The organism is Pseudomonas sp. R3-57, from assembly GCF_051132065.1.
Taxonomy (GTDB): domain Bacteria; phylum Pseudomonadota; class Gammaproteobacteria; order Pseudomonadales; family Pseudomonadaceae; genus Aquipseudomonas.
Window position 1 is genome coordinate 1,547,618 of the sequence record NZ_CP071655.1, and the last position, 13,227, is coordinate 1,560,844.

A 13,227-nucleotide genomic window follows, 5' to 3' on the forward strand; every position below is an offset into this window, starting at 1 on the left:
TAGCGCGTTTCTCCCTGTCAAAACACACGCTTCGCAATACCGAAGTCCCTGTGGGAGCCAGCCCGCTGGCGATGGCGGCAACGCGGTTCAATGCCAAGCCATGACCCGAATCCCGCCGCGCTCCCGAGCGACCCCGTCTTACCCAGGCGCCCGCTCATTGGCAAACATGCTCACCGCCTCCACCGCTTCACTCGCGCCATCGCGAATCTGCAATATCACCGTGCCCGCCTGATTCGCCAGTTCGACCCCTTCCGCTGCGCGGCCGCGGGTGCCTTCCATGCTCTTGATGGCCTGGCGGGTTTCGCTCTGGATCAGGCCGATCATGTTGGAAATTTCTGCGGTCGAACCGCTGGTACGGCCGGCCAACAGTCGCACCTCGTCGGCAACCACGGCAAAACCACGGCCCTGTTCACCGGCGCGAGCGGCTTCGATGGCAGCGTTGAGCGCGAGCAGATTGGTCTGGTCAGCGATCGCGCGGATGGTGTTGACGATGGCGGTGATCTGTTCGGAGCGTTCGCCCAGTTGCGCAATCAAGGTTGACGACTGGGCGATATCTTCGGCGATCTCGCGCATTTCGCTGGCGGCTTGCTGGATCACTTGGGTGCCTTGCTCGGCAACTTTTCGGGTCGCCACCGAGATGTGATATGCCGCGCTGGCGCTGCGTGCATCCTGCTCATGCTGGACCACGCGGGCGGTAACGTCGGAGGCGAACTTGACCACTTTGCACAAGCGCCCGGCGGCATCGTAGACCGGGTTGTAGTTGGCTTCGAGCCAAACCGTTTGCCCGCGTTTATCGACGCGTTCAAACAAGCCGTGAAAAAGCTCACCCTGATTCAAGCGACGCCAGAAATCCTGATACGCACCGCTGTTGACCAACTCCGAAGTGCAGAACAAACGGTGATGTTTACCCTTCAATTCGGCGAGCGTGTAACCCATGCGCGTCAGAAAATTCTGATTGGCGGTGAGGACATTGCCCTCCAGGTCGAACTCGATCACGGCCATCGCCCGGTCAATCGCCTGCAACTTGGCGTTGGCTTCACTTTCCTGTTGCACCTTGGCGGTTACGTCCATGGCGTACTTGACCACTTTCACCACACGCCCCGAAGCATCCTTGATCGGGTTGTAACTGGCTTCCAGCCAGATCGGCTGGCCCTGGCTGTTGATCCGCTCAAACGTGCCGGACTGAAACTGGCCATTTTTCAGGCGCGACCACAGTTCAGTGTATTGCGCGCTGCGGCCGAATTCCGGCGTGCAGAAACGTCGATGCGGCTGGCCGATGGCTTGTTCAGCCGTGTAGCCCATGGTCTTGAGAAAGTTGTCGTTGGCGCGCATCACCACGCCCTCCAGATCAAATTCGATCACCGCCATCGAGCGATTGATCGCGTCGAGCAGGCCGGATTGTTCAGTGAGGGTGCGCTGAAGGTCGTCAATAATGGGTTTTTGGCGATTGAAGAACATGCTCGCAGTACTCTGGAAATTGGGAAGATCAAGGATTCAGTCCCTATTACCGCGCCGGCAGACCGAATGCGCGGTGCGGCATTCGGCGGTGACTGCTCAATGCCAGCGTTCCTTAGCTGGCAGAGTGCTACTTATACAAAAAATCGTAAACTTGTACAAGTATGTGATTTTTTGTAGTTTTGTATAAGTTTTATGGGGGTGGACCAATCGGTCAGCAATTTGCCGGATGGCGTCTCGAATGGCTACAAGCCTTGCGGAGCGGGATTATAAGCATGTTGTCGGCATGATCCGGAGCTTTACTTGCATTCTTGTACAACATGCGAAGCGGTTTGCACCGATACTCAGGCGCACTGGAACCGGAACAATCTGCGCAAGATTGTTCCTGAAATACGTTTCAGGAATGTGGTGAAGCCCACCGTTCGTCGGCCGCGCTACTTCGCCAGTGCGTTCAAACCTGATAGCGCGCCAGAAACATCTCCAGCGCTGATTCGGCCACGGTCTGCTGCGTCTCGGCATCCAGCGCGGCGCGGCCCATCGAAATCTGCGGCCAGAAACCAAAAGCCTTCAGCATCCCCTGGACCTGATGCGCGGCGAACTCCGGATCGACCGCTTTCAAACGACCATCGGCCTGCGCCGCCCGAATCCACACGGTCAGCGCTTCTTCGCGCTCGCCCATGCGCTCGATCATGTTCTGTGCGCGTTCTGGGGAATGAATGGTGGCCGCAATCGCAACCCGCGCCAGCGTCAGAAAGTTTTCGTCGGCCATCATTTGCACTTTGGCCTGGAGCATCGGCCACAACTGCTCGCGCAACGGTACATCGCGGCGATAGGCGACGGACTGCTCGGCACTGATCCGCGCCCACAATTGATTGAGGATTTCCGCGAACAATTCTTCCTTGCTGGGGAAGTGGTTGTACACCGTGCGCTTCGACACGCCAGCGCTCGCGGCGATCTTGTCCATGCTGGTGATCTCGAACCCGTGTGCACGGAATTCGGCAATCGCCGCCTGAATAATGGCTGCGCGTTTACGCTCGGTGAGGCGCTGGGGAGCTGTCATAAGGTCGCTTAAGCAAAAAAGAGGAAATTACACTTGGCAGTTTACTTGGCGGCAGCTTTGATGCAACCTAGAAACTACACCCGTCAGTGTAATGTTGCGTTAATCCTCGCCGCTTACAAAACCGACAGTTCGGCCTTTGCGTGCAGCTTGGCCATCAACCGTCCCACCGTTGGAAAACCGTGTAATACGCGGCGTTCCGGAGTCATTCAGTCATGGCCAATCCAGTTTCGCTCACGGATAACACTTCCAAGCCTGAAGCCTCGCGCCAGGATCAAGGCCTGTTCCGCAATCACGCACCGGTGCAACGCGAAGGCCTGCGCAAAATGCTGCGGATCCTGTGGAACATGATCTTCCATAAACCGCGCACTACCCGGCCCAGCGCCGCGATCCCGGTGCAAGCACTGACCCGCGAAGATCTGCTGGCCGCACCGAACCACAGCGTTTATCGCCTCGGCCACTCGACCTTGCTGCTGAAAATGCGCGACAAATTCTGGATCACCGACCCGGTCTTCGCCGAGCGCGCATCACCGGTGCAGTGGGCCGGCCCGAAACGCTTTCACCAGCCGCCGATCAGCATCGACCAGTTGCCGCCGATCGAAGCGGTGATCCTGTCCCACAACCATTACGATCACCTCGATTACGCAGCCGTGCTCAGACTGGCGGCGAAAACCAACCTGTTCCTCACGCCGCTGGGCGTCGGCGATACCCTGATCAAATGGGGCATCGACGCCAGCAAAGTCCGCCAGTACGACTGGTGGCAGGGCGCGGAAATCGCCGGCATTCGCTTTATCGCCACACCCTCGCAGCACTTTTCCGGCCGTGGCTTGTTCGATGGCAACAGCACGCTGTGGGCGTCCTGGGTAATGATCGACGGCGACACCCGCATCTTCTTCAGCGGCGACAGCGGTTACTTCGACGGCTTCAAACGCATCGGCGAACAATACGGCCCGTTCGACCTGACCCTGATGGAAACCGGCGCCTACAACGTCGAATGGCCACACGTGCACATGCAGCCAGAAGAAACCCTGCAAGCGCACATCGACCTCAAGGGCCGCTGGCTTTTCCCGATCCACAACGGCACCTTCGACCTGGCCATGCACGCCTGGCACGAACCCTTCGACCGCATCCTCGCCCTGGCCTGGGAACGCAGCGTCGCCATCACCACCCCGCAGATGGGCGAAGCGTTCAACATCGCTCAACCGCAACGGGGCAGTGCGTGGTGGCTGGCGGTTGAAGGGGAGGGTGAGGTGGTTGCGCAGAATGCCTGATGGGTTGAGTCGGTTCGCACCTCTGGCGAACCGACTTATTCAGCCATTGCATATTCCCCACGCTCCAGGCTTTCCGATGCCGCCGCTCGGACACTCGCACTACGCCCCGGCCTGAATCCCGGAAAAAACACCAACCCCAGCGCCTCAAATCGATAAGCCAGCGCCAGCCGCGCTGCGTCCGCCACCTCTTGCTGCGCCTCGAAGCGTTGAATGTCTTCAACCGGCACCTGCGCCTCGCGCGATAGTTGTTCCACGCTCCAGCCCAGCATCGCTCGGGCCTGGACGCAGTGCGTCGGGGTGAACTGGAAAAGGGCAATGCGTTCGAGAATGTGGTTCATCGCAAGAGAGGCCATGGTGTGCTCCGGGCTCAAAAGTGCTGATTGAAAATGTACTGTGTTTTTGTACAGTTGTTTTCGGCCGGGATCAAACGCATTTTTAGATTTGCCCTACTTCGCCGCCTCCAACCAGACGGACGGTGCCTGACCGAGCACCCGCCGGAACATCGTCGAGAACGCCGCCGGGCTTTCATAGCCGAAGTCCAGCGCAATGCGCGTCACCGCCTCGCCCTCGGCCAGTCGCGCCAGCGCCAGCACTACGCAGGCCTGCTGCCGCCATTGACGAAAGCTGAGCCCGGTCTGCTGCCGAAACAATCTGTTAAAGGTGCGTAAGCTTATGTGTATCTGCTCGGCCCAAGACTGCGGGGATTGGTGTGCGTTGGGCTTGTTCAGAAAGGTCTGACACAGACTGAGGAGCTTTCCTTCGGCTGGCATAGGGATATGTAGGGGCAGCGCCTCACTGCGTGTCAGCTCATGCAACAACAAGTCGAATAGCGCGCCGTCACGTCCGTCCAGGTCATACATCAGCGGCGCTGCCACAGCCTCCATCAACAGATGGCGCATCAACGGCGACACGCTGATCACCTGGCAGCGCTGACCCAGATCCACCGCGCCGGGCTCGATATACAAGCTGCGCGTGCTGACGCCGAGCATCAACACCTCATGCGCCACCCCCGGCGGAATCCACACCGCCCGCTGCGGCGGCACCACCCAATCGCCGTCATGGGTACGCACCTGCATCACACCAGTCGCGCCATATAACAACTGCGCGCGCCGATGTGTATGAAAAGGCAGTAGGTGACCGTGGGAATAATCCGTACCGAGCGCCACCACCTTGCGCGGTGTGTCATCCAGTTCGTTGATCGAAACATTGCGCATGTGCGACTTCCGGTGGTTGGCGTAAACGCAAACATTACTGGCTGACATGCTGAAGCGGGCCAAGCGGCGAAACTCTATCGTCGAGCGCTTTCCCATCACGGACGCCTCGACATGTTCTACCTACTGTTGACCTGCTTCGGCTGCCTGACCGGTATCAGCGCCGTGCTGTTCGGTTTCGGCGGCGGCTTCGTCATTGTGCCGCTGCTGTATCGCCTGCTCACCGCCAGCCACGGCGCCGACGACCCAATCAGCCAATCGGCCATGCACATCGCCGTCGCCACTTCGACCTGCGTAATGATCGTCAACGCCCTGATCGCCACCAACCAACACCGCCGCGCCGGCAACCTCATCCGCCATTACCTGTGGCCGTTGGGTGGGTTTATCGCAGTGGGCGCGATCGTAGGTGCAATAGCGGCGGTGTGGGTCAGCGGCGAAGTGATTCGCTATGCATTCATCGCCTACCTCGGCGTAACCATTATCGACTGCCTGCTCAGACGCGGATTTCTTTGCCACACCGAAGGCGTCATCCCACGCCGACTCAGCCGTACAGAAACCTCCACCGGCGGCGTAGGCATCGGCACCATCGCGACCTTTCTCGGTGTAGGAGGAAGCGTCATGACCGTGCCGCTGCTGCGCCGCTGCGGGCTGAGCATGTCGCAAGCGACCTCCATGGCCAATCCACTGAGCGTGCCGGTGGCAGTGGCCGGGACGTTGACGTACATGGCGCTGGCCGGATTCAGCGGGACGGATCTGGGGGAGTGGTTTGTCGGGTATGTGGATTTGCTGGCTTTTGCAGTGCTGACGGTGGGGTCGTTGTTGGGGATCAGAATCGCGACACCGTGGATCGGGCGGATTCCGGACCGGGTGCATGCGTGGGTCTATATTGGCTTGCTGACTATCGTGCTGCTGTGTATCTCGGTGAAATGAACCATTGCCAGGCTACAGCGGAAGAAACCAAAATCGATAACTGAACGCCGTCCTCCAGCAACGACCAGAGAACCAGGATGTTGATCTTTAATTGCACTGAAGCCGCCAGCAAGTTTTTCAGCCGTGTTCACAAAGGCAAAAAGGTCACGCCGGTGGACCCTAATCCGCCGTCCTCAATCATCGAAGATCATGAGTTGAGCGGTGCTGACGAGCAGTGGCTGGCTCACGCCATAACGGTGCAACGCAAGCACGTGCTGCTGGTCATTCACGTCAGAACCCGTTATTGCCTGATTCTGGCCGATTTGAAAAAGGCCAATACCGAAGACTTCGTTGCGCGGTTTATTGATCGCTGGGTCCATGGATTGATGATCAACGCACACCTTCATAAACTCGGACCCTGGCTTGACCCGGAATTGATGGCGGCGCGTCTGCTACAGACCTGTGAACACCAGCGTTTTTATCGACGCAGCCATCGCAGCGCGCAAAAACACATTGATGAGATTGCATGGATGTTCCAGGACAAGGTCGCCCATACCGGGTCTTTGCCACCGGATGAAACCGCAGCGATGGTGTTCGACGCGCAAATGAATGACACACCCAGGAATAGCAAGGGCGCCAAGTCTTACTTCTTTCCGGATGAAGAAATGACACTTCACTGGCTGCGTCATTACTGCTTTCTTGATGACGTCCAGCTTCATGCGGCCAAGGAACGTCGCCAACAAGTGGCTCGGGAACTCACAGCCCTTGAGCACGAAGCCTGGCTTAAAGAGTACGAACGAGAAAACTCGAATAGTTGATCAACTCTCGCCATAATCCGCAGCGTATTTTTCAGCGTCGACCCCGTCGACGCTATCTCCGACGTCTTCAAGGATCGATCCATGTTCAAAGGACTGAAGCGCCTGGCACCATGCGCTGCTGTGCTGTTCTCGTTGATTTGCGTCGCGCATGCCGAAGATGGCCCGCGTGTCTTTACCGGTACGTTGGGCAAATCACCGATCGTGGTTGAGCTCAATACTGCACAACACGACGAAGTGACCGGTCGCTATTTCTACGAGAAGTACCACCGTGACCTGGCGCTCAGCGGCTCGCTGCAGGACAACACGCTAAGCCTCGTCGAAGGCAACAACCGTTACAGTGAAGACAAACCTCTTCCTACCCTGAAGTTAAAATCCACCGCCAACGGTTGGCAGGGCGAATGGCAAAATCCCAAGGGCAAGAAGTTTCCGGTGCAACTGACCGAAGCCCAACTTCCTGCGCCAGCCGCCACAACGTTGCCCTTTATTGCCACGTTGCCAAAGGACGATCCCTTCGAGTATTTGCGCTTACAGGGGCTCAAGCTCAAGCCGGGAAAGAAAGAAAACTTCATGGGCTACGACCTGCAATGGTGGACAGAGCCTGAGTCGAAGATCTCGCTATTCAGCGTCGAGTCTGGATACCCGAAAGAAGAGCAGCAGCGCATCAACAACCACCTGCTCGGACGACTCTGGACTGAAGTCATCGACTATCACCGCTGCATGATGGATGGCGGGGAATACGCCGAGTTCGATCAAGGTGCTGCCCCGGAGTTTCTCTCGGCTGATGTGGTCAGTCTGGACATCTCCACCGGCTACAGCTGCGGCGGCGCCCACCCGGACTTCGGCAGTTCACCGATCAATCTGAATGCACACACCGGTGAATTGTTGAAACTCAAGGATGTGCTGTGGATTGGTGAGCCCGATAGCGCAGCCACCGAATACGATCAACTGAAAGTCATGGCGCCGTGGCTGGTCAAGCAGTTCACCACGCTGTACCCCGAGGAAATGAAAAAGCCCGCCGAAGACGATGGCGACTGCGACTACACCGATGAAAGTGTTTGGGGTTACTCCAACTGGCACTTCACGCCGAAGGGAATTTACCTGGGGGCTTACTTCGCCCGTTACCAGCGCAACTGCGACAACCCCGATTGGCCAGTGCTGCCGTACTCGCTAGTCAACCAACACCGTGGCGAAGCCAAACTGCAACTACCCAAAGGTTAATCGTCACTCCAGGCCCGGCGCTTCACGAATGATGAAGTGATCCAGGTTCTCGATATTGGCATTGAAGACCTCGAAAGGCTTTTCGGGGTTCTTCTTGCCAGGCACCTGCTTCAACTCCGGCGTCACCCCATAGAAGAAACAGAACAACGCCTTGTCGCTGTCCACCGCGTGCTTGATCTCTGCCAGAAACGCCTTGCGCTTGCGGTAGTTGTCGATCAGCTTCTTGTTCAGATAAACGCTGACCGGGTACGGCTTCTTCTTACTGTCCTCGGGCTTCTTGAACCAGACCTTGTCTTCGAAATCGATACGAAAACTGGCGCTGTGGAAGTCCTCGATCTTCTTGATCCGCCCCCAGTAAATCAGCCCCTTATTGTCCGTCAGATACTCGATCTTCTTGAAGAACGAACTGTACGGCGCCGTATGCTCTCCAATCTTCAACGGCATCCGCTTGAGTAGCTCCTTGTCAGCGAAGTTGGAAACAAAACACTCCACCGGATGCGCAAACACACTGGTCTTGTCCGGCGCCGACTCACGACTCGCTGACTCCTTGCCACTGTCCGCCGCCACCCGCACCGGATCATCCCGCAACACATCCGCCGCCCCCGCAGGCGCGACAGGCTTGCGCACATACTCACGCCGCGTCAGCAACAACTCTGATGGGAAATGCTCCTCGCGCCCGTCATCCGCCTCGCCATCCGCCGCCTCAACCCCAGACGCCGACGCCTTCAAACTCACATACGGACAACCCGCCACATGCTGCGTCGTGGGCAGATTCTTGAAGTGCGGCGTGCGCACGTAATTCACATTCTTGGCGTTGAACGTACCTAACTCGTTGGCCGCGGCGAACGCCGAACGACAGGCATCGTTGGGGCACTGGAAGTGTTCCTTCGCCGAGTCAAACGCCACCGTCTCATCGAAATTGAGATCGCGAACGTCATAGATCGACAACTTGTCGTCGAGGCTGAGGCAGTAGGCGAGATCGAATTTCATGGTGGGGCTCGGATCCTTGAGTGGGGGAGGGGTATTAATAGCGGGAGGCGGGGTGGGTTGCACTGATTGTTTTCTGGATGATGCGGATTCGGCGGGAGCCAGCCTACTGGCGATTCTAGGCATCAACCAGATTTCAATCCTTACACCGCCATTGCAGACCACGCATCACCCTGTGGCGAAGGCGCTTGCTACCGCTGGGCTGCGAAGCAGCCCCAACCCCGGCGAATTCGCAGTCGGTTTGTTCTGCGCACCGTTGTTTACACATTGCAGCTGAGCTGGAATTTATAAGCAGGGTTATAGATTTCTTTCCCCAATAGCTTTTCCACGGCTCCAAGTTGTTCGTGCGAAAGATCGTATCCCTCCCATCCCTGCTGTTCCACCGTCCATCCCATGATGGTTTTTATCGCCTGATCTGATCCACTTGGAAGTTCCTCTTCAAAAGCCAGGAAACCGGTCTCTTTATCAAACGCCTCGATCAGATAAATCATGGTTCTACTGTCCTCGTGCCGTCCGCTGGTTTGGTTTGCGCGCCAGTTGCTGGGTCATACTCACCGAGATGGCGACCTCGTTTGTCATACATCTCGACAGTACCGTGTTGCGAGTCCCATTCAAAAATCAGTCCTTTTCTGGTTTTCCATCGCTTTCTAAGCCCGCCGCCTCCTTTCACGGAAGTCTTGCGATCTGCCTTGATCGCATCCGGGAACGCTGCAAGTCCAGGTGGTGCCGGATGATATTTGTGATCAGAAAGACTCACCACAATATAAACCGGTCTTACCCCCGAACTTTCCGGAAATACCAGAATGAAATCCTTGTACTGCGGTGGATAAACCGGATTCACAAGGATGTCGTTCGCCGCTTTCGTTGGCGGGTAAACCCAGATATGCGGTGCCCGCGGGGCGGCTTCGAGAGCAGGAATGCCCAACATATCGGAGCCGTCTGCTGCGGGTGTCCAGATCAGCTCGACGCCTTCACCCAGATTCGCGACGTACTGGCTGTCGCGGGTTTCCAGCTTCACGACGTCGACCATTTCCCAGTCGCGATTCTTGCCGGTGTAGAAGGCATAACCTTTGAGAGCGCCATCGGTTTGTTGCTCGATGCGCAGGCGAACACGGGTACGGGCCTGTTGGAGGGCGCGCAATTGTTCCTCAGTATACAGAGCGCTGTCATCCAGGCTGGGCGTCCAGAGCAAAGCGACCATGCCGGTCATGAGTGCAGCACCGGTAGCGCCGATGGCTGCGCCAAGACTGATTGTCGGCGTGGCGAGTGTCGGGGTTCGAAGAGCAAGGCGTCCAACGCCGAGTGAAACGGTATTGCCGCTGATGGTCTGCAGGTTCAGTAGCCCGGCATCGGCCTCACGCGTACCGAGCAAAGCGAATTCACCGTAATCCCGCAGGCTGTCGGTCGGCACCATCCCGGAGGGATTCGAGTAATCAATAATCGCGTCCGGCAGCTTGCATGACTTCGCGAACACGCATCCGGCCCTGACCGCGTCGTCTTTCTTGGCTGCGACCTGCCGGCTGCGCTCAAACGCATCCTGCCGGGCCAGCATGGCCTCGTAAGCGTTCTGTCTGGCCTCGCGCTCGGCCAGTTCGGTCGTGTTCATGAGCCGGTAGGTGACGTGATGCCCGTCGCCTGAAGGTGGGTTCCTGACCCGGGGAATATCCTTTTTGCCAGCCACTGATCATCCTTTCGTTCATTTGTCGTTCGCACCGGAGAGAAGCCGGGCGACGTTAACGAAGGTGATGAGTTGAGGCTGTAGGATAAGTCTGGGATTTAGTTGGGAATTGTCGCCGTTTGATTTGGGTTTCAGTGCAGAGTCTGCGGGGCTTTGGGATTTCTCGGCACGTGTCTAATGCATTTCCCTATTCAGGCCTCAATCGCTCGACTTTCATGTAAAACGCGGCGGTGAATTCTTTCTTGTCGCTGGAATGATGGCAACGGCGGTGGCAGTTCGGACACAGCGCGACCGTGTTGCAAATACGGTCGGTTCCGCCATCAATTAGGTGTTTAACGTGGTGGACTTCAAGAAAGGGGTGGCCGTTTGCGCTAACGAAGGGTGCAATTTGGCCACAACCTTCGCAGATGCCTTGGGAGTGCTTGAGTACCCATTGTTTTACGCTCTTGGCGCGGGCAAGTCTCACGACAGTGGAGGTCGTCTCTTTAGGGTTTAGAACGCCCACTGGCGCTTCGTTTTGTTCAGGTGCATTGACCTCGACCAACTGAAACGGAGTAAATGTAGTTGCCCCCTGTTCACCTTTTCGTAATGCCTCTACGCCTTTCTTCGCGAGGATTTCCTTGAGCCGTTTACTAACGCCTGAACCAAGGTTCTTTGCCGAAACGTAGCCGGTAATTCGCTGCAGCCCCAACTGCTCCATCACTGCGGAGATATTCTGCATGCGGTATTCGACAGAGGAAGCACTGCGTTTGCTTAGCGGGCCTTCACGCAGTAGACGGTTTTCGTCTGCCTTTTTGAATGGCAGCTTCCGCTGCTCAAGAGCAAACATCTTCAGATAAGCGTCTATCGAAGCTTCTAGCTCTTCATCGCTCCAGCCAGTCTTTTCTTTCGAGGTATCCATACAGTCGCCGAGGGTTGAGATTCCTCGGACGATACTGAGTGGCCATTACTGCTGTCCACGAAAATTCCTACAAAAAAAAGCGATTAATCTCGCGCAGTCCTACGAACCTAACCGGGCATGGATCAGACATATCTATATGTTTTGGATTTTGAGGGAGTCTCACCTAGCGTAGAGCGGACTCAAGAGATCCCAACGAGCGAAGCAGTTGCTAGGACAAATCACATGTCGGTGTTACTGAGCAAATTTACTTCCGTTGGGCGTTACTTGGGCGCCTGCGAGCTTCGCTGTGCCCATAGCATGCTTCAATGGGAGGCGACTGTGAGTGCTGCAGGAGTTGAACCTACGACGTAGGCGTTCAAGGATTAATCACCCATAAAAAAAGCCCCGATCAGATCGGGGCTTTATGCTTTCTCGACTCGCCGACTCAAACCGCAATCGTCAAATCATGTCTAGCGAGACTATTAGTCCCAGCTCAGAGCACCACCAGTCTGATACTCAATAACCCGTGTCTCAAAGAAATTCTTCTCTTTCTTCAAGTCCATAATCTCGCTCATCCAAGGGAACGGGTTGGTCGTCCCTGGATATTCCTCTTTAAGGCCGATCTGCGACAAACGACGGTTAGCAATGAACTTCAAATAGTCCTCCATCATCGCCGCATTCATCCCCAACACACCGCGAGGCATGGTATCCCGCGCATATTCAATCTCTAGCTGCGTACCCTGCAGAATCATCTGGGTCGCTTCTTCCTTCATTTCAGCATCCCACAAATGTGGGTTTTCGATTTTGATCTGGTTGATCACGTCGATGCCGAAGTTCAGGTGCATGGATTCGTCGCGCAGGATGTACTGGAACTGCTCGGCGACGCCGGTCATTTTGTTGCGGCGGCCCATGGAGAGGATTTGGGTGAAGCCGCAGTAGAAGAAGATGCCTTCCAGAACGCAGTAGTAGGCGATCAGGTTGCGCAGCAACTCTTTGTCGGTGTCCGGGGTGCCGGTTTCGAACTTCGGATCGGAGATCGAACGGGTGTACTTGAGGCCCCAGGCCGCTTTCTTCGCGACCGATGGGATCTCGTGGTACATGTTGAAGATTTCGCCTTCATCCATGGCCAGCGATTCGATGCAGTACTGGTAGGCGTGGGTGTGGATCGCCTCTTCGAACGCCTGGCGCAGGATGTACTGGCGGCATTCCGGGTTGGTGATCAGGCGGTACACGGCCAGGACCAGGTTGTTGGCAACCAGGGAGTCGGCGGTGGAGAAGAAGCCGAGGTTGCGCATGACGATGCGGCGCTCGTCGTCGGTCAGGCCTTCCGGGTTTTTCCAGAGGGCGATGTCGGCGGTCATGTTGACTTCTTGCGGCATCCAGTGGTTTGCGCAACCGTCCAGATACTTCTGCCAGGCCCAGTCGTACTTGAATGGCACGAGCTGGTTGAGGTCGGCGCGGCAGTTGATCATGCGCTTTTCGTCGACGGCGACACGGGCGGCGGCGCCTTCGAGTTCGGCGAGGCCTTCGGCGACGTCGAGGGAGTTCAGTGCAGCCTTGGCGCGGGCCACGGCGGCCGAGTCGTCGGCGGTCACGGCGCGCGCTTCGAGGGCGGCGGCACCGCCGGCGTTGTCGAGGCGGTCCATGTTGGCTTCGGAAGCGTGGCCGGCGTTGGCGCCTTTTACCGCTACTTCACTGTCTTCTTTGTCGAATTCGTCCCAGCTCAGCATGACGTGTCGTCTC

General features: G+C 57.0%; 13 protein-coding genes. 4 read left to right on the forward strand and 9 right to left on the reverse strand.

The genetic code is table 11. The features are described from left to right. Positions 1 to 138: 138 nt before the first annotated feature. A complete protein-coding gene (locus tag J3P93_RS07095; protein ID WP_434596107.1) occupies positions 139 to 1,458 on the reverse strand; it encodes a methyl-accepting chemotaxis protein in 1,320 nt (439 codons plus the stop codon). A 448-nt stretch (positions 1,459 to 1,906) separates the two neighbouring features. Beyond that, positions 1,907 to 2,515, reverse strand: a complete 609-nt coding sequence (locus J3P93_RS07100; protein ID WP_434596109.1) for a TetR/AcrR family transcriptional regulator — start codon at positions 2,513 to 2,515, stop codon at positions 1,907 to 1,909. A 212-nt stretch (positions 2,516 to 2,727) separates the two neighbouring features. Between J3P93_RS07100 and J3P93_RS07105 the strand changes: the two genes are divergently transcribed. After that, a complete protein-coding gene (locus tag J3P93_RS07105; RefSeq protein WP_434596111.1) occupies positions 2,728 to 3,783 on the forward strand; it encodes an MBL fold metallo-hydrolase in 1,056 nt (351 codons plus the stop codon). A gap of 35 nt (positions 3,784 to 3,818) precedes the next feature. Here the strand turns inward: J3P93_RS07105 and J3P93_RS07110 are convergent, their stop codons facing one another. Then, a complete protein-coding gene (locus tag J3P93_RS07110; protein WP_093099168.1) occupies positions 3,819 to 4,136 on the reverse strand; it encodes a hypothetical protein in 318 nt (105 codons plus the stop codon). A gap of 93 nt (positions 4,137 to 4,229) precedes the next feature. Next, positions 4,230 to 4,997 carry an AraC family transcriptional regulator gene (locus J3P93_RS07115; protein ID WP_434596114.1) on the reverse strand — a complete coding sequence of 256 codons (768 nt, stop codon included), beginning with the start codon at positions 4,995 to 4,997 and terminating at the stop codon, positions 4,230 to 4,232. A 111-nt stretch (positions 4,998 to 5,108) separates the two neighbouring features. On the opposite strand from J3P93_RS07115, the gene J3P93_RS07120 reads away from it, so the two are divergent. The 3 genes from J3P93_RS07120 (at position 5,109) to J3P93_RS07130 (ending at position 7,939) form a co-directional block, all read left to right on the forward strand. Then, a complete protein-coding gene (locus J3P93_RS07120) occupies positions 5,109 to 5,924 on the forward strand; it encodes a sulfite exporter TauE/SafE family protein (RefSeq protein WP_434596116.1) in 816 nt (271 codons plus the stop codon). Positions 5,925 to 6,001: 77 nt separating this feature from the next. Next, a complete protein-coding gene (locus tag J3P93_RS07125; RefSeq protein ID WP_434596118.1) occupies positions 6,002 to 6,721 on the forward strand; it encodes a DUF6933 domain-containing protein in 720 nt (239 codons plus the stop codon). Positions 6,722 to 6,802: 81 nt separating this feature from the next. Further along, positions 6,803 to 7,939 (forward strand): hypothetical protein, encoded by a 1,137-nt coding sequence (locus tag J3P93_RS07130; protein ID WP_434596120.1) that lies wholly within the window; start codon positions 6,803 to 6,805, stop codon positions 7,937 to 7,939. 3 nt (positions 7,940 to 7,942) lie between these two features. Here the strand turns inward: J3P93_RS07130 and J3P93_RS07135 are convergent, their stop codons facing one another. The 5 genes from J3P93_RS07135 to J3P93_RS07155 form a co-directional block, all read right to left on the reverse strand. Then, positions 7,943 to 8,929: a hypothetical protein gene (locus J3P93_RS07135; protein ID WP_434596122.1), complete on the reverse strand. Its 987-nt coding sequence runs from the start codon at positions 8,927 to 8,929 to the stop codon at positions 7,943 to 7,945. 257 nt (positions 8,930 to 9,186) lie between these two features. Further along, on the reverse strand, positions 9,187 to 9,417 hold the full coding sequence (locus J3P93_RS07140; protein WP_434596124.1) for a DUF7683 domain-containing protein: 231 nt from the start codon (positions 9,415 to 9,417) through the stop codon (positions 9,187 to 9,189). Next, the gene (locus tag J3P93_RS07145; protein ID WP_434596126.1) at positions 9,414 to 10,607 is read right to left on the reverse strand and encodes a colicin E3/pyocin S6 family cytotoxin; all 1,194 of its coding nucleotides are present in this window, start codon (positions 10,605 to 10,607) and stop codon (positions 9,414 to 9,416) included. Before J3P93_RS07145 ends, J3P93_RS07140 begins: the two co-directional genes overlap by 4 nt. A 184-nt stretch (positions 10,608 to 10,791) precedes the next feature. After that, complete coding sequence (locus tag J3P93_RS07150) at positions 10,792 to 11,505, reverse strand: HNH endonuclease (protein WP_434596128.1); 714 nt, start codon at positions 11,503 to 11,505, stop codon at positions 10,792 to 10,794. A 461-nt stretch (positions 11,506 to 11,966) separates the two neighbouring features. Then, positions 11,967 to 13,214 carry a ribonucleotide-diphosphate reductase subunit beta gene (locus J3P93_RS07155; RefSeq protein ID WP_090285427.1) on the reverse strand — a complete coding sequence of 416 codons (1,248 nt, stop codon included), beginning with the start codon at positions 13,212 to 13,214 and terminating at the stop codon, positions 11,967 to 11,969. Positions 13,215 to 13,227 lie beyond the last annotated feature (13 nt).

Excerpts from the sequence above, each read along its gene's own strand:
- J3P93_RS07155 (WP_090285427.1), bottom strand. The coding sequence starts at position 13,214 with ATGCTGAGCTGGGACGAATTCGACAAAGAAGACAGTGAAGTAGCGGTA.
- J3P93_RS07140 (WP_434596124.1), bottom strand. The coding sequence starts at position 9,417 with ATGATTTATCTGATCGAGGCGTTTGATAAAGAGACCGGTTTCCTGGCT.
- J3P93_RS07105 (WP_434596111.1), top strand. The coding sequence starts at position 2,728 with ATGGCCAATCCAGTTTCGCTCACGGATAACACTTCCAAGCCTGAAGCC.
- J3P93_RS07120 (WP_434596116.1), top strand. The coding sequence starts at position 5,109 with ATGTTCTACCTACTGTTGACCTGCTTCGGCTGCCTGACCGGTATCAGC.
- J3P93_RS07150 (WP_434596128.1), bottom strand. The coding sequence starts at position 11,505 with ATGGATACCTCGAAAGAAAAGACTGGCTGGAGCGATGAAGAGCTAGAA.
- J3P93_RS07130 (WP_434596120.1), top strand. The coding sequence starts at position 6,803 with ATGTTCAAAGGACTGAAGCGCCTGGCACCATGCGCTGCTGTGCTGTTC.
- J3P93_RS07100 (WP_434596109.1), bottom strand. The coding sequence starts at position 2,515 with ATGACAGCTCCCCAGCGCCTCACCGAGCGTAAACGCGCAGCCATTATT.
- J3P93_RS07135 (WP_434596122.1), bottom strand. The coding sequence starts at position 8,929 with ATGAAATTCGATCTCGCCTACTGCCTCAGCCTCGACGACAAGTTGTCG.
- J3P93_RS07115 (WP_434596114.1), bottom strand. The coding sequence starts at position 4,997 with ATGCGCAATGTTTCGATCAACGAACTGGATGACACACCGCGCAAGGTG.
- J3P93_RS07095 (WP_434596107.1), bottom strand. The coding sequence starts at position 1,458 with ATGTTCTTCAATCGCCAAAAACCCATTATTGACGACCTTCAGCGCACC.
- J3P93_RS07110 (WP_093099168.1), bottom strand. The coding sequence starts at position 4,136 with ATGGCCTCTCTTGCGATGAACCACATTCTCGAACGCATTGCCCTTTTC.
- J3P93_RS07125 (WP_434596118.1), top strand. The coding sequence starts at position 6,002 with ATGTTGATCTTTAATTGCACTGAAGCCGCCAGCAAGTTTTTCAGCCGT.